Raw genomic sequence first — 18,815 nt, 5'->3', positions numbered from 1 at the left:
GTGGTAATGCGAAATAATAAAATCAGGATGACCTTGATCCTCGGTCTTACCACGCTGGCCGCCGGCTGCGCGGTCGGCCCGGATTATGTGCGCCCGAAAATCGATGCACCGGTGGCGTTCAAGGAAGCGCAGGACTGGAAACAGGCGCAGCCGAAAGACGACCAGCCGCACGGTGCGTGGTGGGAAATCTATGCCGATGCGAAACTCAATACGCTGATGAGCCAAGTCGCGATTTCGAATCAGAATGTGCTGGTCGCAGAAGCGAATTATCGCAAGTCGCGCGCGTTGGTCGATGCTTCAGAGGCGAGTTATTTTCCGACCGTCGGCCTGAGTGCGTCGAGCACGCGCTCGCATCAGGGCAGCGGCACCACGACCGACAATACCGGCACAGGCACGGGCACCAATACCGGCAGCAACGCGCGCGGCATCACGCGCAATAACTCTCTCAGCGCGACCGCATCGTGGGAGCCGGATATCTGGGGCAAGGTGCGCCGCACAGTCGAATCGAATGCGACTGGCGCTGAAGCCAGCGCGGCCGATCTGGCAAATGCGCAACTCAGCGCACAAGCCGAACTCGCGCAGGATTATTTCCAGCTGCGCGCGCAGGACACGCAGAAAAAATTGCTCGACGACACGGTTGCTGCATACGAAAAATCATTTCAGCTTACGAAAAATCGTTACGCCGCGGGTGTGGTTGCCAAGGCCGATGTGGTGCAGGCCGATACCCAGCTGAAAACCACTCAGGCGCAAGCGATCGATCTGGAAGTTCAGCGCGCGCAATACGAACACGCCATCGCTGTGTTGATCGGCAAGGCTCCCGCAGAATTTTCGCTGCCGGTCGCGCCGCTGAATACGCCCGTGCCGGTATTGCCGGTGGCGGTTCCATCGGAACTACTTGAACGTCGTCCGGACATCGCCGCGGCGGAGCGTCTGGTCGCTTCGGCGAACGCGCAGATCGGCGTCGCCACCGCGGCGTTTTTTCCGAGCCTCACGTTGAATGCCAGCGGCGGTTATCAAAGCTCGAGTTTCTCCAAATGGCTGACTGCTCCGAATCAATTCTGGTCGCTCGGCCCGCAGATCGCGGCGACGCTGTTTGATGGCGGCGCGCGGCGCGCGCAGGTGCGCCAAGCCGAGGCCGGCTACGACGCGAGTGTCGCGACCTATCGCCAAACCGTGCTCAGCGCGTTTCAGGCGATCGAAGACGATCTCGTGCAGTTGCGTGTATTGCAAGCCGAAACCGAAGTGCAAAAATCCGCGGTCGCTGCTGCGGAAGAAGCGCTAGCCTTGACCTTGAATCAATACAAGGCCGGCACCGTGAGTTACCTGAACGTGATCACCGCGCAGGCCACCGCGTTCGGCAACCGGCGCAGCTTGGCACAGCTCGACAGTCGGCGGCTTGTGGCCAGCGTGCTGCTGGTGCGCGACATGGGCGGTGGCTGGGATGCGCAACGCATGGATGACGCGGACAAGCACCCAGCGCCATGAATTTTTTGCCGGCGCAAATTAACGTTGTCCTTGACCATTTGCCCCATCTCCCGTAATCTTCCGCGTCTTCCCGGGGCCATAGCTCAGCTGGGAGAGCGCTACAATGGCATTGTAGAGGTCGGCGGTTCGATCCCGCCTGGCTCCACCAAGTTTCACCAAGTTCCTAAGCTGTTTTCCTCTTGCGTCCCCATCGTCTAGAGGCCTAGGACACCGCCCTTTCACGGCAGTAACAGGGGTTCGAATCCCCTTGGGGACGCCATATACGTCAACGTAAAGGCCCATCTGAAAAGGTGGGCCTTTGCATATGCCTTCGAAATGCCTTCGTTTGCACCCCCTGAAATATTTTGGTTTCGGCGAGCCCGCTAAGCCATGCTATCGGGCGCCATTGCTTATCTCGGCAACCGACCCGTTAATGCTCGATACCCTCAGCGATGCCCTTCGTTGGCGCTCGGTTGAATTCGAGCTAAGGTATAACGGCATCTGTACCGATCGGCGCTCAAAACGCAAAGGTAACTCGCGCGTTTAAGTTTGCGCAGCCGTGCGTCTAAACCAGCTGTGGCATATGGCCCGGCCTCGGTTAGAACGAATCACCGGCGACTTCGGTTTGTCGACATGCAGCACCTCTTTTTGACTTGGATGCCGATTGCGTGCATCACCTCACCAACTAACCTATCAGCAATTTCGGAAGCTGCAGCAAAGGCCTTTCTTGGTATGCGTTTAGCATCCCGCAGCGTTTTGCAGCCGCCCATCCGACCCCCTTGCGTTTTCCTGATTTTACAAATCCAACCGCTCAATCGCATTGCACGATGAGCTACTAGAAACGAGCGCAACTGCCCGCGACGATTCCCGCGAACCAGCGCGCGCCGGTTGCATTAAGCTATCGCATTGTTCATCAGCATTGGAGGCACTACCTAGCCAGAAAGTCATTTGGTCAATACATCTCCGCGTATGAGTCGGCGCTCGTATACGCAGCACAGGTCGCGACATTCCTAGCCTGACCTTCACGAAATCCGCTATATTTTCGATGGCGAATTTTTCTGAACACGGTGGCCAAAATGCAGGACATAAAATATCTGAACATCGATGATGCCGCAGATATTTTCGGGATTTCATCCGAGACAATAATAAATCATGTCGAGCTCGGTCAGCTCTGCGCGTATGCCACGGTGCGCGATTGGCCGATTATTTGGATTCCGGATGGGGCAGCGTCACCTGTTGAGCCGCGGGCTGTCTTTGACGAGCATGGTAATAGGAGAATCGCGATGCAGACCTCCGCCTTAGTTCAGCCGAAGCGGGAGCCGACGGGTGCTCTCGCGCCGGACGAAGATATATTCGAATCCGAGACCCTCGCGGTGCTAACCTCGCTGTCGTTTTCGGGCACCGTGGTACTCAACAAGCGAGATGCGGCCCGTGTAGCAAAGGGCGAAGTCTCTAGTCTTTCAACTGTTGAATCTGCATTACAGACGCCGCTAGGCTGTGAAAGTAGCGGATCGATGGTGGGATTCGAACATTCTGCGTCTCATTTCGGATTTACCACTTTTCCCCTCCGTAGATGTGACGTTCTCATAGCGACTGGAGAGCTAGAGTCACTTAAAAAACTATTAATAAAACCGAAGGAGTCCGAACCGGATTCGCAGGCCAAGTACGAGGCACGCAACGATCAAGTTGCCAACGCGCAGGCTCGGCCTAAAACTTTTCCGACGCCCCAAAAGCTGAGAAACGAGCAAGCGTCTTTGCGGAAAACGGAAGAGCATCTCAAACGTCACAACGTCGTCATCCAGGCTGCGGAGAAATTGCGCGCGGAATTTCCAAGATTTACCAAGACAAATGGAATGGCGAGTGCGGGTGCTATCGCTAAATACATCGACATGAACCCGCAGGACTATTTCGGCGCCGACAGGCCCCTCGCGTACTCCACAATGGTAAGAAAAATTAATAAGTATGAAAGGGAAAAAAAATTGTTACGGTCTGCGGAGAGAGATAAAGATTCCTGATTAGCGCCCAACCTCAGTCCCGAGTCGCATGATTTGCGACGTAGCCGGGCAAAACTGGCTCCACGATCAACGAGGAGTCGGCTATGGCAATGAACCTGATCCAGTTCCAACCAGGCCTATCGAAGGTTGAGTTTTTCGACCGCTACGGCAGCGACGACGTCCCCCCGCTTTGAGTAGCGACCAGCTTTAGAGTCCGGTGGTTATCGTAACTGTTCTTTCAGCCATCTGTTTTGCATAGGCAGCAGGCGTCATCCCGCCAAGACCTTTCTTCGGTCGCTCCTGGTTGTATTCGCGGCGCCACGCTTCGATCACGACCTTGGCGTGGGCCATGCTCGTGAACCAGTGCTCGTTCAAGCATTCATCGCGAAACCGGCCATTGAACGATTCGATGTAGGCGTTTTGATTCGGCTTGCCGGGTTCGATCAAGCGCAGGGTCACGCCACGCGCGTGTGCCCAGACCACCATGGCACGGCTACAAAACTCCTTGCCATTGTCCGTGCGAATCACCTTGGGCAGCCCGCGGGTACTGCGAAGCTGATCCAGGATGCGCGTCAGCGGATGTCCGCCGATCGCACGCTCCGGCACGATGGCGACAGACTCATGCGTGGCGTCATCGACGATCGTCAGGCATTTGATCACGCGCCCCTCGGCGGTACGATCAAACACGAAATCCATTGACCACACCTGGTTCGCGGCCAGCGGACGCACCAGCGGCTGACGTTCGGCCACAGGCACCTTTTTGCGCTTGCGCCGCTTCACCTGCAGCTTCGCCAGGGCGTACAGCCGATCAACCCGTTTGTGATTGACCCGCAGACCCGCCTGACGCAGCTTCAGGTAGATCATCCCGGCGCCATAGCGCGTATGTCGATGTGCCAGGCCAAGAATGTGCTCACGCAACGCCACGTTGCGGTCCGGCGCCGGTTCATAGCGCAACGCACTGGCGCTCATGCGCATCACCCGCAAGGCCCTGCGCTCACTCAGCCCCTGATCCACTATCTGCCGCACCGCCAGCCGACGTGCCGGTGCGCTCACCACTTTTTTCTCAGGATTTCCCGCGTGATTTCGATCTCCAGCATCGACTCGGCCAGCAACTTCTTCAGCCGCGTATTCTCCGTCTCCAGCTCACGCAGGCGCTTGGCCTCCGGGACTCTCATGCCGCCAAATTTGCTGCGCCACAGGTAGTAGCTCGCCTCTGAGAAGCCGTGCCGCCGACACAGGTCCTTTACCGAAAGGCCCGCTTCCGCTTCACGCAAAAAGCCAATGATCTGTTCTTCCGAAAAACGCTTCTTCACGTCCAATCTCCTTGTCGTTGGGATTGGACTCTAATGCGCCTTGCTACTCAATCTTGGGGGGACGTCGCACGACGCCCCCCCCCGATTTTGAGTAACGCAGCGGTTTGGAGTCCAATTCCCTAGCCAGAGGAGATTGGAGCTAACGCGTTTCACTCTTTTCGCAGCTCACGTTCAGTAACGGTTCGAGGGGACACCCTACCTCCATTGACTTTTACGCCCGAGCGGTCGCCCCCTGCTCGGAGGGTTGTCTGGCTCAGACATTGCTTTTACGAGATCAAGTTTTTCCGCCTTTGACAAAATCGTAGACAAAGGCATATTCAGGCCCGTAGCAATCCTGACCAAATTAAGCAAGGTCAGGTTCTGCTTGCCTCGCTCTATCGCCCCATAGTGAGCCCGGTTGATCCCATGCGCATCGGCGAAGGCTTCCTGCGTGAGTTTCATGGCTTCGCGGTGCTTTCTAACCACCTTGCCGATGCGTAGCAGAATGTCATTCGTTGCCATACGCCCAATGTTGAAAACATCAGGCTAATCAAACCACTCATCATAAACATACTGTTCAAAATAATCATGTTTATGGTAAAATGTACATGCGTCATTGACCATGAATAAGCTCGTGGCTCATGCACAGAACGGCGGCGATAGGTGTCGTCAAACGCCTAGTAGATAAGTCTTACAGGGGGTGGTATGGCACGTCTTTACTGGATTCGAAGCCCACAAGGCAGCGGCGGTCCGTATGACTTAGCGCAGATTCGTAACATGGTCGCGTCAGGACAGCTAACGCCATCGACACAGATTACGGTCGATCAAGTGCGATGGATCGACGCGGTCGACGTGCGTGGGCTGTTGCCGACATCATCTACTAGCAAGGCCACTTCAGAGGCGAGCGCCTCGGCGCCCGCGAATACTCTTTTAGAAGATCAAAATCTGCAGATATTTGTCGAGCGACATGGCCATCGGTCTGGACCCTACTCGGTCGTTCAGGTAAATGCGCTTTTAGCTACTGGCGAAATCTCGCCGACGGACCTGGCGTGGCACCCCCGCCTTGTGGATTGGGTGCCCGTGACATCTATTGAAGGCGCCTCGCTACCAAAGCAACCATCGAATGCATCACCGCAACCGCAATTCACAAATATACCGACTTTTTTCGCTCACTCTGAGGAAGCTCTTCCTACCCCTCCAAAACCCGAAAATATGGAGCAAAATTTCGTTGCCAAAAAACCCATTCGCTCAACACTTGGAAAGATCGCGGCGATTGTCGCGCTGACTATGCTGATCGGATTTCTTGGTCCCAGACTGCTGAAACACGCACATGCCTCGGTCATCGATTGCGCCGATGCGGCGGTGGTGGAAACGGCTACACATCTCATTGTAAAGACAATCATGAAGCGGGACTATTTGTTTGTATCGTCCGCGGCGATAAATAGTGGCAAATCGCTTCCAGCAAATGATGAAGAAAACTACGTCAACAAAGTGCGCGAACAAACGGACTTACAGTTGACCGACATCGTTACTTTTACGTCGTCGAAGGGGGTATTGAACTGTCATGCGGTGATGACTTTTTACCCACTGGATGAGCCAAAAACAGATAAAAAGTCTCTTTCGAAATCCTATACCGTGAGAGTTGCGGACGATAATGAACACTTTATTGTTGAGTACTCTAAATGACGGGTACCAACCGGCGTGGCGTAGGGAAGTTGTACTCCGGTGCGCTCGGACAGATGACGCAGGAAGCCCATGAACTTGCGCACCAGAATTACCAGTCTCGTCACCGTTCGTTGCCGCAAACGGCATTTAGTAACATGGCGTTGCGGACCTATGCGGCTTCGCGTCGCTGTCCTGGGCTACGTGGAATCCCGTTTGCCTCATTCACAACCGTTGATGACACCTTAGGAGCGTGAAGACTAGGCGTACATATGTTTTTTTCACTAATGAAAATTCCGCGAGCGCATATTTAGCTGCCCCAGCAATCCTGTCAAATCGATCAATCGGCCCGCGATCAAATGCTGCACACCGTCCGCCGATTCCAGCACGCCGTCGATTGCCATCAATCTCGATTCGAGCAGAACGCGCCGCTGCCGTTGCGCCAAGCGCTCCCAGACGACAACGTTAAGCATGCCGTCTTCGTCTTCCAAGGTGATAAAGGTCGTCCCACCGGCGGTCGCGGGTCGCTGCCGCAGCGTCACTAGCCCGGCAGCACGAACCGTTCGACCATGATCCAAGCGGCGAACCTCTGCCGACCGCTTGCAACGTTCTGCCATCAACTGCGGACGCAACAGCGCCAGCGGATGTGGGCCGAGTGTCAGACCGGTACTGGCGTAATCGGCAATCAAGCTTTCACCCGCGCTTGGCAGCGGCAATGCAACACGCTCTTCCAAGGTGCGTAGCGAGCCGAAGAGTTCCAATTGTGGCTCGACACCCGCCATCGCCCAACGCGCTCGATGCCGATTTCCAGTCAAGCCACGCAATGCATCGGCATCCGCCAAGAGACGTTGCGCACGCTTGTCCAAGGCTGCGCGATCGCACAGATCCGCGATATCAACGAATGCTGAATCCCCACGTGCCGCAGTGATTCGGATAGCAACATCTTCGCTGAATCCGCGAATCTCGCGAAAGCCCAAACGCAGAATCGGTTGTGCGGTTTCCTGACCTGCCGCTTCCAGCGTGCAATCCCATTCGCTAAATCGGACATCGACCGGATGCACGCGAACGCCGTGCTTACGCACGTCTTGAACGATCTGGCTCGCTGAATAAAACCCCATGGGCGCCGAGTTCAACAACGCGCACGCGAATGCCGCCGGCTCGTGACATTTCAACCAGCATGAGGCATAGGTGATCAACGCGAAACTCGCACTGTGACTTTCCGGAAAGCCATAACTCGCAAACCCCTGCATCTGTGCAAATACCTGTTCCGCGAAGTCCAGCGTGTAGCCGTTTTTCTGCATGCCCGACATCAATCTTTCATGAAATTGATCAAGCCCACCGTGGCGTTTCCATGCTGCCATCCCTCGCCGCACTTCATTGGCTTCGCCCGGCGTGAATCCACCACCCAGTATCGCCAACGACATCACTTGTTCCTGAAAAAGAGGCACGCCCAGCGTGCGATCCAGCACGCCGGCCAACGGCCCCGTCATCGGCTCGTAGGTTTCCAGCCCCTGCCGTCTACGCAAATACGGATGCACCATTTTTCCCTGAATCGGCCCCGGCCTCACAATCGCCACTTCAATCACCAGATCGTAAAACGTGGCCGGTTTGAGACGCGGCAGCATACTCATCTGCGCGCGGGATTCGATTTGAAACACTCCGACCGTATCGGCGCGCTGAATCATCGCGTACGTGGCGGGGTCTTCCGCAGGGATCGTTGCCAAGGTGAGATCCCGACCACGATGGGCGCGCAATAGATCCAGGCATTTGCTCACACAGGTCAGCATGCCCAAGGCGAGGACATCGACCTTCAGCAATCCCAACGCGTCGAGATCGTCCTTGTCCCATTCGATGATGGTGCGATCCACCATGGACGCGTTCTCAACCGGCACCAGCTCATGCAGCGGATGCTCGGAGATGACAAAGCCGCCGGTGTGCTGCGACAGATGCCGCGGAAATCCGATCAGCTCGCGTGCCAGAATGACCAGCCGTTGCATGGCCGGCGAGTCAGGTTGAAAGCCACATTCGCGCAGCCGATCCTCCATGCCATCGAGGTTATCCCACTGTGTAAATGCACGGCTCAGTTGATCGACCTGATCACCCGTCATGCCCAGCGCCTTGGCGACATCGCGCACCGCGCTTTTGGATCGGTAGCAAATCACCGTGGCCGTGAGCGCGGCACGGTCACGACCGTACTTGCGATAGATGTATTGGATCACTTCTTCGCGCCGTTCGTGTTCAAAATCCACGTCGATGTCGGGCGGCTCGTTTCTCTCACGTGAGATAAATCGCTCGAACAAAACATTGGAGTAGGCCGGGTCGACTTCGGTAATGCCCAGTGCGAAACACACCGCCGAGTTCGCTGCGGAGCCGCGCCCTTGGCATAGGATGCGTTGCTCGCGTGCGAAGCGAACGATGTCGTGCACCGTCAAAAAATAGGATTCGTAGTTCAGCTCGGCAATCAGTGCCAGTTCGTGTTCGAGTTGTTTGCGGACGTGCGCAGCCACTCCCTCAGGCCACCGCCATTGCGCGCCGATGGCAGTGAGGTGGCGTAGCCACGCATCAGGGGTGTACGCCTTCGGGACCAGTTCGCGCGGGTATTCGTAACGAAGTTGTTCGAGACCAAACGAGCAGCGTGCCGCGATCGCCACGGTGGCATCGAGCAGTTCGATCGGATACACCGTGGCCAGCGCCTCGCGTCGGCGCAAATGGCGTTCGCCGTTTTTGTACAAGTGGCCGCAACCCCGCTCGACTGTCGTGCGATGACGAATGGCCGTGAGTGTGTCTTGCAACGCGCGGCGGCGACGCACGTGCATGTGAACATTGCCCGCGGCCACCGCTGGCAAGTCGCATACGGTCGCCAGGTTGAGAAGATCGCGCAAACGGGTCGCATCGTCCGGGCCTTTATGCAGTTCGACCGCCAGCCAAGAACGGTCAGGAAATCGGGAACGAAGCCAATGGCCATCTTCGGATGTGAATTCGCCATCCGGTAGCCACAGCGCGAGCAATCCACTCGTGTCGCCAAGGTCGCTGCGTGTGAGGTGATACGAGCCCTTCTCTGCGCTGCGCCGACCTTGAGTGATCAGCCGACACAGGGCGGTGTAGCCCACCGCATTTTCGACCAGCAACACCACCGTCAGGTCATCGTCAAAATGAATCTCACTGCCGACGATCAAATGCACGTCGAGCTTTTTTGCGGCCTCATGCGCGCGCACGATGCCGGCGAGTGAACATTCATCCGTAATGGCGAGGGCGTGATAACCCATTTTTTTCGCACGCTCCATGAGCTCGAACGCGCTCGACGCCCCACGTAGAAACGTAAAGTTGCTGACGCAATGCAGCTCTGCGTACGCTGGCGTGCGACTCATGCGAACCACCCGTGCAGCATCCACAGACTGCCCTCTCCCCCGCTTTGAAAGGCCCATGCGCGCTGTCCGAGGCGTGTCTCGATGACGTAGTAGTCACGGCGCACATCACCGCCACTCCACCAACCGGATTCGATGCGCTCCGGCCCGGCCAAAATATGTTGCGGAACGCCATGCAATGGCAGCGGTGTACGGAACAGCCACGTCGGTCGCGTGCCGTCCACCGGCAAGGCATCGTTCCGCTTGTTGAACACGGTGCGTTGCCACGCACGCTCAGGACGCGGATCCTCCGTCGCCGTCAACTGATACACGCTGTCCGGGCCCAAGCGTGCGCGCAATCGATCGGCGAGTTGCGGCCACGACAGTTGACCGCCCGCCCGATCATCAAATAGATCAACCGCATCCGGCACAAACGCAGGTAGGTCGCGGGCGCGAATCCCGAGTGCGCGAATCGCAGCGGGCACCGATGTGTTTTGCACTTTGAGTCGGCAAATTTCGAACAGCACGCTGGCCTGACGCTGCGGACTTTGCAGGCCGATGGAGATGATGGTCGGCGCGAGGTCATCGTGTTCGAGCACGAGATCGAACTGTTGCACGCCGCTATCGCGACCGTGCAGATACGCCGAAAAATCGCCCAGTAGGCGGCGCAGTGGAAACAGCAATGTTTCCGACGACTCGATGGCATGGTCGAATTCCATGCGGGCGGAAAAATGCGCCGCAGGGTGATGCAATGGTAACGGATCGGCGGCCTCTCCTCGCATCCGATCCAGATGATCGAGCAGCTCTGGTGAAAACCGTTTTGCGAGCCCCGCGCGTGGCAACCGAAACACATCGCGCAGACGGCGAAGCCCCATAGCCTTCAGCGCGACGACATCCGCCGGGAACAAGAGTGCGGACTCCAAGAAAACTTGGGTTAGCGCGTTGTTGAACGGGCCAGCCTGCATCACGGCCATGCCATCTTGTGTCGCTGCTAAAACGCATGCGCCCAAAGCGGTGGGCGCCACCGCAATGCGATGCGTGATGCCGAGCTCAGCCAACTCAGCGCGGAGCCGACGTTCGAGCTGCGGCCAAGGGCCGAACAACGTCAGGCTCGCGCCGATTTCCACGAGGATGGCATCCGATTCGCGCAGGCTGATCATAGAGCTGTAGCCATACGCCCAGCCCGCCAGTATCAGGCGCAACTGCGTTTCTTTGTCTGGATCGTAGGCAATGCAGCGGAACTCGGGCAGCAGTGCGCGCGCCGCGGCTACCGGTTGGCCGCGACGCAGGCCGGCGCGTTGCGCAGGTCCGTTGGCGTGCCGGACGACGCGACGTTGTGAAGGCCCCTCAGCAATGACCAGAGGCGCGGCTGGATCGATGCTGCGCCGAACGACGTCGTCGAGCGACAGTTGCGGCAGGAGGATGCAGGCCCAGAGCACGATCGAGCTTCCATGCCGCTCAGGCGCGACGACGCGAACGAACGGTGAGCGTGGTCGTCGGCACGCGTCCACCGCGACACTTCACCACGCATAACCGCGTCTCGGATTCGTGCACCGTCAACTGCACCCTCGTGGCTGCCGGCGAAGGATTGCCTGCGGTGCTTGAGGGGCGATAGGCGAAGCCCAAGGCGTGTCCGGTTTCAGCCGCCACCTGCAGACGCCGCAGCGCGCGATCGTCAGCTTTGAGTGGCCAACACACCACGGCGGCACACGCGCCCGAACGCAGGCATTGTTCCGCCGCCCACAACGCATCACGGCCGGTCGCATCAATGAAATGCAGGTGACGCATCACCACACCTTGCGCGGCCCATGCGAGGGGATACGCCACGTAGGGCGGAGCCACCAAGACCACCACCTTTTCGGCTTGGGTCAAGCGCGCCAATGTCGGTACGATCAAGCCCAGCTCGCCGATGCCATCGATGGGAATCAGAATTTCCGACAAGGCATGTTGCGGCCATCCCTGCCCCGGCAATGCAGCATCCAACAGCGCGTGCCCGGTGGGCTCGGTGGCGAGTGCTACCGCGTCAGCGGTGCCACGCCAAACACGCGGATCGCGCAGCACGTCAACGAGGGTGAGCACGGCGCTCATGAGGGGATGCGGATGCTGCCGACGTAAAGACCTTCGATCGCGAAATCATCGGTGCGCGGGTCGACTTCGATCGGCGCGAAATCGGGATTTTCGGGCAGCAGCAAAATACGCTGGCGCACTTGGCGGAACCGTTTGACGGTGATTTCTCCGTCGATGCGGGCCACCACGATCTGACCATTCGTGGCGTCCGGTGAGCGGTGCACGGCAATCAGATCGCGGTGCATGATGCCGACATCACGCATGCTTTCGCCTTCCACCCGCAACAGGTAGTGCGGGCGTGGGCGGAACATATGGCGATCGATCGAAAATTGCCGCTCGATATGGCCTTCGGAGAGGATTGGCTGACCGGCGGCAACGCGGCCGACCAGCGGTAGTTCGAGAAACGGGCTTGCATTAGCGGCCTGTCCAGAAAGGCCGATGCCGCGCGCTTTTCCAGGCTGCAGAACGAGAAAACCCTTGGCAGCGATCGCACGGACGTGATCTTCGGCGGCGCGCTGAGTGAATCCAAAGGCCTCCGCAATCTCAGCTTGCGTCGGTGGAAGCCGATGCGCCGAAATGCACTCGCGAACGAAGTCGAGGATCGATTGTTGGCGGGCGGTGAGTATCTTCATAATGCTACTACTTTAAGTGGTAGTTTTCATCCGTGCAAACGAAACTTAAAGACTCGTTTCTGATCAGGCATTTGGGAGCTCGCGTTGGCAACGCGTCGGATTCAAACAGCGCAGAGTCGCAAAACTTGCGACTCTGCCAAGCTCCTCAATTATCGCCGGCGATGAAAGGTGCCATCGGCGCCAATGGCGTCGTCTTTAGCGTTTGCTGGAAACGGTGACCTATATACCCGGAGCCCGATATAAATTCCCCGTCTAAAACGGGTGTAGCCAGCCCATTCGGATTTGGCGGTGGATCAGCGATCAATGTGCGTGATAGGTTGATCGGCTATTAAGGGGGAAAGTTGCCATGAAAAAATCGATCTTGCGCCACGCACTGACACTGGCGTTGCTTGCGCCGTCTTGCCTGTTTGCCGCATTTCCCGACCACGAAAAATTCGACGCCACGCTGCATGTGCCCTATCGCGGTACAGCAAGCGAAGCGCGTGATTTCACGCTACGCTTTTCTTATCCCGGCCAAGGCGCCGGCATTGCCGCGGCGTGGCGGCTCGATGTGCGAAACGAGGCCGGCAACCTCGTGCGCACATTTTGCATTGAGACGCTGCCAATCATGCAAATCGAACGAGCGGCTACACCCGGAAGCGCTCATAAAGAGGATGTTAGGTTCAGTGCCCCGAATGTTCGAATGTATTCGAGTTAGTGCACCGCGGAATAGAAAAAACGGATCATTTCCGTTGAGGCATTCGGACCTCGCGCATCGGTATAAGAGCCACGCTCGCTACCGCCAGACCAAGCGTGGCCGGCACCTCTGATAATCCAGTGTTCTACCCGGTGCCGGCCGCTGGGGTCGCCATAAACCGTCCTGAGAAAAGATCGACCCTCGCTTTCGCCATCGCTGCACGCCACATCCATGGGCGGTGCGTTTGGGTCTTTGACAACAGCGTCCCGAACGATCTGCGCACCGTTTTTCATGTCGACGGTTTGATCCCGATCCCCGTGAAAAACAATCGTCGGTTTGGTAGCGCGGGCAACACGAACGCCTCTCGACTTCGCTGAGTTGCGACCACTTTTCATGACGCGAAACGCAGAGAGCGCGTCGTGCGCTGCGGCGTAGGGCAGACCCGAATGGGCGCCGACCGCCGCAAATAGGTCAGGATACGTTTCGCCCAGAATGACTGCCATCGCGGCGCCGGCCGAAAGCCCCGCGACGAAAACACGCCGTTCATCGACACCATATTGAGCCGAGACTTCGCGGGTCATTCCCGCGAGGATCGATGCCTCGCCACGATCGCGCTGCTGATCCTCGGGCTTAAACCATTTCCAGCATTTTGCGCCGTTGGCACTCGCCGTCTGGGCCGGGTACAACACCAAGAACCCCTGTTCCTCGGCGAGTTCGTTCATACGCGTTCCCGCTGCGAAATCGTCGGGAGATTGCGTGCAGCCGTGCAGCATCACGACCAGCGCTAGTTTTACACCGGCGCGGTAGCATTCGGGGACGTAGAGTTTGTATTCGCGTGTGCCCGAGTCGCAGGTATACGAGCCTGCCAGAAAGCGACTCGTATGCTCGGCGGGTACATCGCGATCACACGCCCGACCAGACGTGGCCTGTCTCGCATCGTTTTGCACGTCTCGCGAATCGTTGGCGCTCGCTGTTACATACGCCGCGCCCCGCGAAAACCTCCGCGGATCGAATTTGGTGGGTTTCTTTGAGGCTGCGCCGGGGAGACGGGACATCGCCTCTTTCACGATCTTGGAGGTGGCGCGGGCTGACTTGGCCGACTTGCCCAATATAGAGAGCGCTGCACGGAATCGTTTGCGGAAACTTGCATAGCTTTTCATGGCATACCTGCGGAAATATTTAGCGAATTCGACCGGCCAAGGCGGTAGAAGATGCGCGCGGTGCATCTAGCATGTGACATTGATCGATCCATCATTCGGAAAGACCGGATCCATAAAGAGACTGAGACTGCGACCTTCAGACCTTGCGGCAAGCGACGCGATTCTGGATCGCGTCGCCTTTAGATCAACCGGCGGCATCCTTGAGTTTCTTCAGTGTGCGCACCTTCATTTTCATGCTCGCTGGCTTGGCGGCGAACCAGCGCTCTTCCTTGGTGAACGGGTCGACACCCTTCCGCTTAGGTTTGGCGGCAACGGCATGGGCGGTGATCTTGAGCAGTCCGGGCAACGTGAAATGTCCCACGCCTTTCTTGTGCAACGAGCCCGTGATGGCGTGCTCGAGCGATGTGAGCACGGCACGAACGCCCTTGGCATCCACTCCGCTATCGGTTGCCAAGTGCGCGATGAGCGCAGTCTTGGTTAGGACGTCTGTAATAGGTTTCCGAATCGGTTCTTTTGCAGCAGCGTTCTTTGTTGCCATGTTGCGTATTCTCCTGGACAGAAAGTTGAATTGCGAAGTGTGACCCGACACCAAATCTCTGGCGTTACAACTCGATCCTCAACATTGAGAGGTCCTAGCGCTATCCCCGTTTTTTGACCATTGGAATAACTGATACCTTGCTCACTCTCGACGACGCGGTTCGAAAAAGCTACTACTTACGTTAACCACCGGACTGTAAAGTGGACCGCTACTCAAAGCGGGAGAACGTCGGTCCGACATGAACCATCCTGCCTAAACTTACGTTGGGTTATAAGCGAATTTTCTCAGCACGGGGGCCGCGAGACGCACCGTTTAAAATTCTGGCAGCGCTTGCTTCAGCACTTTGAGTTCTTCCCACGGATCGTCCTTTCGCCTACGAATTTTACCAACTGCGTTTTTTATGGTGAACGCATCACCACTTTTGACTCGGCCTAATTCGTCCCAAGTTAGCGGCATCGCGACACCTGCCGCATCACGTGCTCTCAGCGAGTAGGAAGCGACGCTGGTCGCGCCGCGACCGTTGCGCAACCAATCAACAAATATTTTCCCCACACGGTTTTTGTCTCCCGCGACAGCGACGAACTCCTTGGGTTTCAAGGTAGCCATCGCTTGCGCAACAGCGTGCGCGAAATTTTTCACCGCATCCCAAGGCGCGGGCGGACTCAACGGCACCACGACGTGCAGTCCTTTTCCACCAGAGGTACGCACAAAGGATTCGAGTCCGATGGATTTCAGCTGCGCACGCACGTCCCGAGCAGCAGCGATCATTCTTGTCCATTTGACTGACGCATGCGGATCCAAATCAAATACGATGCGATCGGCATGCGCGAGATCGTCGCCCGGAGCGCCCCATGGATGAAACTCCAGAACGTTCATCTGCACGAGATCCAGCAGCCCTCGCTCGTCGTGAATGCTCAAATTCTCGTCGGTGCCAGATTTTTCCTCTACCGCAATAGAGTGAACATTGGGGCCCCAACCTTTGCCGACGTGTTTTTGAAAAAAACACGTGCCCGAAGCGCCATCAGGACAGCGCACTATGGAGAGCGGACGACCGACAATTTCCGGGACGAGCAATGAAGCTACGGCTGCGTAGTATTCCGCGACCTGCCCTTTGCTGATTTCAAGTTTTGGAAAAACGATTCGGTCTGCATGAGTCAGATGCAGCGCCTCAGAGTCGTTAGTGCCGTCTTTGGCAAGACGAATTTCAGCGAGCGGCGCACTTTCGTCCACTTGAAGTTTCCGTATGACTTTCTGCGCACGTTTCTTCGTTGAAGTGACTTTCAGCGGCGATCTTGAGTGGCTGCCTGTTTTATGTTCTGCAGCCGGCGCCGAGCAATCAGAATCAAGCAGGTCGACGACCTTTTTGTCACGTCGCAGCACTTTGAATGCGGGCTGGCGTAACAGTCCTTGGCCGCCAATGCCTTGGTAGAAGGCTTCGATGACAATTTTCGGTTTTACCCAAATCGCGAGTCGGCGATCGACCTTCGCCATCAAATCAATATTGGCCGTGGGCTTGTCCCTGATCGACGGCTCAAGTCGATTGCGCCATTCGCGCAGGTCTTCATTGTTCAATCCAGTACCAACGCGCCCCACATAGGTCATCTCGCCGTTCCGTGGTTGCCCCAGCAGCAACGCCCCCACACCCGCGCGGGATCCTTTTGGCAGGGTGAAGCCGACCACAGCAAATTCATCCGAGGGCCGAGCCTTGACCTTGATCCAGTCGCCATTTCGCGAACCGCTATACGAACTGTCCGCACGCTTGCTCACGATTCCCTCTTGACCGGCGGCCGCGGCTTGAGCAAATGCCTCTTCCCCAGAGCCAACCTGATGCTGCGAGAAGCGCAGCAGACTATGCGAATGTTTTTGCATCAAGTCCGCCAACACTCGTTTCCGATCAATCAGCGGGACATTTCTTAATGATTTGCCATTGAGATGCAGCAAGTCGAACAACATGTAGATCGCGGGCTCGCCATTCTCGGCGGACAGTCGTGCCTGTAGCGCATTGAAATCGTCGCGCCCATCTTTCAGGACTATCATTTCGCCATCCAGCTGCGCACTCTTCAACTTTAGGGAGCGCACGGCGCCGGCCAATTCGGGCAGACGATCTGTCCACTCAATCGCATTTCGGGACCACAAGCGCACCTGACCTTTCACCACGGTGCAAAGAATTCTGTATCCATCCCATTTTATTTCGTGCAGCCATTCGGCTCCTGAGGGTGGTGAAGATTGAAGGCGGCAAAGTTCGGGTGTAAACGCTGCAGACGCCAGCGCTTCTCTTTCTCCTGCTTTCAAAATCTCGCTTGTATCTGCTTTCGAAGCCGGGCTGGCGGATGAGCTTGATGTTTTTCGAGGCGATGGCTTGGACTCTTTCGGCCACGTTTTTCTCCTCTTTGTAAGCGAAATCGGGCGGTCAGTCTTAGGATCCACAAATGCATCGGCATCCCGCTCATTCGCATATTCGTCGCGGTGTTTGATAAGCAGCCATTGGTTCTTTTTTCCTTGTCTGCCGGTGCGAACCAACACCCATGAACCGCGGAGAATGTCGCCGTGAAGCACGAATTTCAAATCGCCCTTCGTGAGACCTTGCTGCGCGCTACCGATTGCCTCCCATGTCCCGGAATCGAATACGTCGACATGCCCAGCGCCGTAATTTCCTTTCGGTATATCGCCTTCAAACGTGGCGTAGGAAACGGGATGATCTTCTACCTCCATTGCCAAGCGTTTGACGGCAGGATCGAAACTCGGGCCCTTGGGAACCGCCCAACTTTTTAGAACGCCATCAAGCTCCAGGCGAAAGTCGAAGTGTCGATGGGAGGCATGATGCAACTGCACCACGAACTGAGGGGTTTTCGATCGGATACTCTCTGCCGGCTCCGGCGTTGCCGAAAAATTGCGCTTTTTTTTGTACTCCTTGAGGCTCATTAAAAATGATCCATCATCCGACGCAGCAACCATCCTGCCCCACTACGCAGCATGGGCTGTCGAAATGCGGCGGACAGCCCTAAAGACGCGACCACGCCTGTGGCAATGAGCGGCAAGGGCAACAGCCCCGGCGTGGTGCCGACTTCGGGCAGATCTCGCAGCTTCATCGCCAATGCGATCAATTTCTCGTCGAACTCGGATGCGGCCAAAGTAACGGGTTCAGCTTGGGAAAGTTTAGTCATACAACGCTTCCACGATCCACGAGAGCCGCTTGCGACTTTCACTGAAGGTACTCGGCCCCAGCCATCGATAAGCGCTCCATCCTGCAATCCCTCCAATCACCGAGGTGATGACGACGGGAACGGCAATAGAGACGATCAGACCGATACCGCGATCATGCAATCCGATGACTGCGCCACACGCAAGCACCGATAACGCGACAATGGCACACACTGCTGCGACCGCGCTGGCAATCAAAAGCGGCTTGAGATTTTCTTTCGCCAACGTTGCTTCGGCGCGCACCAACCTAACGTAAGATTCGATGATGGCCGGGGTCGCCCGAGCAACGACCACGTACCGCCGAATCTTACGCATTGACGGTACACCATATTCGCTCACGAATCGGCTCTCTTACGACGGCGGCGAGGCTCGACGACGATCGGACGTGGCGTCAACAAGCGGCCTAGAACAACGCCGCCTACGGTCCCCAGTACCAACGTGAGCACCGGGTTGGCTCGGGCGTATTTTCCTAGCAAGGTTGCCCATTGAGCAGACGCGTCTCCTGCTCGATCAGCAAAGTCGTGAATTTGACCGGCAGCATTTACTGCCAATGTTTTTGTGTGCTCGGCAGTGGCTGCGATCGCCGCGCCCGCTTGGTCGACAGTGGCTCCGGCCGCCTGCCTTACGCGCTCAGCGGTGTCGCCCAGAGTGTCCGATGCCGCGTGCACCCCGGTGGATACTTGGTCGGCGATTTCAGCCGCGCTACGCGAGAGCTGCTCCTTCACTTCGCGCAGCGCATCTTTGCCGGACTGAGCAGAATTGTTGAGGTTTGCCATGTAATTTTC

16 protein-coding genes and 2 tRNA genes are annotated in these 18,815 nt (G+C 57.1%); 6 read left to right on the top strand and 12 right to left on the bottom strand.

All coding sequences use genetic code 11. The annotated features are described in order from the left end of the window. Window positions 1-6: 6 nt before the first annotated feature. The 4 genes from ELE36_RS07245 (at window position 7) to ELE36_RS07230 (ending at window position 3,479) form a co-directional block, all read left to right on the top strand. Window positions 7-1,485, top strand: a complete 1,479-nt coding sequence (locus ELE36_RS07245) for an efflux transporter outer membrane subunit (protein ID WP_242512381.1) — start codon at window positions 7-9, stop codon at window positions 1,483-1,485. Between the two features lie 72 nt (window positions 1,486-1,557). Further along, a tRNA-Ala gene (locus tag ELE36_RS07240) sits at window positions 1,558-1,633 on the top strand. Window positions 1,634-1,668: 35 nt separating this feature from the next. After that, window positions 1,669-1,744 (top strand) — tRNA-Glu (locus tag ELE36_RS07235). Window positions 1,745-2,531: 787 nt separating this feature from the next. Beyond that, window positions 2,532-3,479 (top strand): hypothetical protein, encoded by a 948-nt coding sequence (locus tag ELE36_RS07230; RefSeq protein ID WP_207215888.1) that lies wholly within the window; start codon window positions 2,532-2,534, stop codon window positions 3,477-3,479. A 186-nt stretch (window positions 3,480-3,665) separates the two neighbouring features. Here the strand turns inward: ELE36_RS07230 and ELE36_RS07225 are convergent. Then, window positions 3,666-4,771, bottom strand: a protein-coding gene (locus ELE36_RS07225) for an IS3 family transposase (protein WP_129832430.1) whose coding sequence is annotated in 2 segments (ribosomal slippage) — window positions 3,666-4,513 and window positions 4,513-4,771 — 1,107 coding nt in all. Because the reading frame shifts where the segments join, the coding sequence is not laid out codon by codon here. A 195-nt stretch (window positions 4,772-4,966) separates the two neighbouring features. Further along, window positions 4,967-5,272, bottom strand: coding sequence for a helix-turn-helix domain-containing protein (locus ELE36_RS07220; protein ID WP_129832429.1), 306 nt, complete (start codon window positions 5,270-5,272; stop codon window positions 4,967-4,969). 183 nt (window positions 5,273-5,455) lie between these two features. Here ELE36_RS07220 and ELE36_RS07215 point away from each other — a divergent pair, with 183 nt between their 5' ends. Continuing rightward, on the top strand, window positions 5,456-6,436 hold the full coding sequence (locus tag ELE36_RS07215) for a DUF4339 domain-containing protein (protein ID WP_129832428.1): 981 nt from the start codon (window positions 5,456-5,458) through the stop codon (window positions 6,434-6,436). 260 nt (window positions 6,437-6,696) lie between these two features. On the opposite strand, the gene ELE36_RS07210 is transcribed toward ELE36_RS07215, so the two are convergent. Genes ELE36_RS07210 through lexA form a run of 4 tightly spaced genes read right to left on the bottom strand, consistent with a single transcriptional unit; the run spans window position 6,697 to window position 12,455 of the window. Further along, window positions 6,697-9,837 carry an error-prone DNA polymerase gene (locus ELE36_RS07210; RefSeq protein ID WP_425480898.1) on the bottom strand — a complete coding sequence of 1,047 codons (3,141 nt, stop codon included), beginning with the start codon at window positions 9,835-9,837 and terminating at the stop codon, window positions 6,697-6,699. Further along, window positions 9,777-11,195 carry a Y-family DNA polymerase gene (locus tag ELE36_RS07205; RefSeq protein WP_129832427.1) on the bottom strand — a complete coding sequence of 473 codons (1,419 nt, stop codon included), beginning with the start codon at window positions 11,193-11,195 and terminating at the stop codon, window positions 9,777-9,779. The genes ELE36_RS07210 and ELE36_RS07205 overlap by 61 nt, the downstream gene beginning before the upstream one ends. A 19-nt stretch (window positions 11,196-11,214) precedes the next feature. Continuing rightward, on the bottom strand, window positions 11,215-11,844 hold the full coding sequence (gene imuA, locus ELE36_RS07200) for a translesion DNA synthesis-associated protein ImuA (protein WP_129832426.1): 630 nt from the start codon (window positions 11,842-11,844) through the stop codon (window positions 11,215-11,217). Next, on the bottom strand, window positions 11,841-12,455 hold the full coding sequence (gene lexA / locus ELE36_RS07195; protein ID WP_129832425.1) for a transcriptional repressor LexA: 615 nt from the start codon (window positions 12,453-12,455) through the stop codon (window positions 11,841-11,843). Before lexA ends, imuA begins: the two co-directional genes overlap by 4 nt. 346 nt (window positions 12,456-12,801) lie before the next feature. Here lexA and ELE36_RS07190 point away from each other — a divergent pair, with 346 nt between their 5' ends. Further along, a complete protein-coding gene (locus ELE36_RS07190; RefSeq protein WP_129832424.1) occupies window positions 12,802-13,152 on the top strand; it encodes a hypothetical protein in 351 nt (116 codons plus the stop codon). Here the strand turns inward: ELE36_RS07190 and ELE36_RS07185 are convergent. From ELE36_RS07185 to ELE36_RS07160, 6 genes are all read right to left on the bottom strand, one after another. Further along, window positions 13,149-14,291 carry an extracellular catalytic domain type 1 short-chain-length polyhydroxyalkanoate depolymerase gene (locus tag ELE36_RS07185; RefSeq protein ID WP_129832423.1) on the bottom strand — a complete coding sequence of 381 codons (1,143 nt, stop codon included), beginning with the start codon at window positions 14,289-14,291 and terminating at the stop codon, window positions 13,149-13,151. The two genes, ELE36_RS07190 and ELE36_RS07185, sit on opposite strands and share 4 nt — an antisense overlap. Window positions 14,292-14,475: 184 nt before the next feature. Then, window positions 14,476-14,829 (bottom strand): HU family DNA-binding protein, encoded by a 354-nt coding sequence (locus ELE36_RS07180; protein ID WP_129832422.1) that lies wholly within the window; start codon window positions 14,827-14,829, stop codon window positions 14,476-14,478. A 312-nt stretch (window positions 14,830-15,141) separates the two neighbouring features. Then, window positions 15,142-17,751, bottom strand: a complete 2,610-nt coding sequence (gene ligD, locus ELE36_RS07175; RefSeq protein ID WP_129832421.1) for a DNA ligase D — start codon at window positions 17,749-17,751, stop codon at window positions 15,142-15,144. Next, complete coding sequence (locus tag ELE36_RS07170) at window positions 17,751-17,993, bottom strand: hypothetical protein (protein ID WP_129832420.1); 243 nt, start codon at window positions 17,991-17,993, stop codon at window positions 17,751-17,753. The genes ligD and ELE36_RS07170 overlap by 1 nt, the downstream gene beginning before the upstream one ends. Beyond that, a complete protein-coding gene (locus ELE36_RS07165) occupies window positions 17,986-18,369 on the bottom strand; it encodes a phage holin family protein (RefSeq protein WP_129832419.1) in 384 nt (127 codons plus the stop codon). Before ELE36_RS07165 ends, ELE36_RS07170 begins: the two co-directional genes overlap by 8 nt. Then, the gene (locus ELE36_RS07160) at window positions 18,366-18,806 is read right to left on the bottom strand and encodes a hypothetical protein (protein WP_129832418.1); all 441 of its coding nucleotides are present in this window, start codon (window positions 18,804-18,806) and stop codon (window positions 18,366-18,368) included. The genes ELE36_RS07165 and ELE36_RS07160 overlap by 4 nt, the downstream gene beginning before the upstream one ends. Window positions 18,807-18,815 lie beyond the last annotated feature (9 nt).

Source organism: Pseudolysobacter antarcticus (assembly GCF_004168365.1).
GTDB lineage: Bacteria > Pseudomonadota > Gammaproteobacteria > Xanthomonadales > Rhodanobacteraceae > Pseudolysobacter > Pseudolysobacter antarcticus.
The sequence above is the reverse complement of the archived record's forward strand: the minus strand, read 5'-3'. Positions and strand labels throughout refer to the sequence as shown.

What these genes read in the sequence shown, in the direction of transcription:
- ELE36_RS07160 (WP_129832418.1), bottom strand. Translation starts at nt 18,806, where the DNA reads ATGGCAAACCTCAACAATTCTGCTCAGTCCGGCAAAGATGCGCTGCGC.
- ELE36_RS07170 (WP_129832420.1), bottom strand. Translation starts at nt 17,993, where the DNA reads ATGACTAAACTTTCCCAAGCTGAACCCGTTACTTTGGCCGCATCCGAG.
- ligD (WP_129832421.1), bottom strand. Translation starts at nt 17,751, where the DNA reads ATGAGCCTCAAGGAGTACAAAAAAAAGCGCAATTTTTCGGCAACGCCG.
- ELE36_RS07190 (WP_129832424.1), top strand. Translation starts at nt 12,802, where the DNA reads ATGAAAAAATCGATCTTGCGCCACGCACTGACACTGGCGTTGCTTGCG.
- ELE36_RS07220 (WP_129832429.1), bottom strand. Translation starts at nt 5,272, where the DNA reads ATGGCAACGAATGACATTCTGCTACGCATCGGCAAGGTGGTTAGAAAG.
- imuA (WP_129832426.1), bottom strand. Translation starts at nt 11,844, where the DNA reads ATGAGCGCCGTGCTCACCCTCGTTGACGTGCTGCGCGATCCGCGTGTT.
- ELE36_RS07210 (WP_425480898.1), bottom strand. Translation starts at nt 9,837, where the DNA reads ATGGGCCTTTCAAAGCGGGGGAGAGGGCAGTCTGTGGATGCTGCACGG.
- ELE36_RS07245 (WP_242512381.1), top strand. Translation starts at nt 7, where the DNA reads ATGCGAAATAATAAAATCAGGATGACCTTGATCCTCGGTCTTACCACG.
- lexA (WP_129832425.1), bottom strand. Translation starts at nt 12,455, where the DNA reads ATGAAGATACTCACCGCCCGCCAACAATCGATCCTCGACTTCGTTCGC.
- ELE36_RS07215 (WP_129832428.1), top strand. Translation starts at nt 5,456, where the DNA reads ATGGCACGTCTTTACTGGATTCGAAGCCCACAAGGCAGCGGCGGTCCG.
- ELE36_RS07180 (WP_129832422.1), bottom strand. Translation starts at nt 14,829, where the DNA reads ATGGCAACAAAGAACGCTGCTGCAAAAGAACCGATTCGGAAACCTATT.
- ELE36_RS07185 (WP_129832423.1), bottom strand. Translation starts at nt 14,291, where the DNA reads ATGAAAAGCTATGCAAGTTTCCGCAAACGATTCCGTGCAGCGCTCTCT.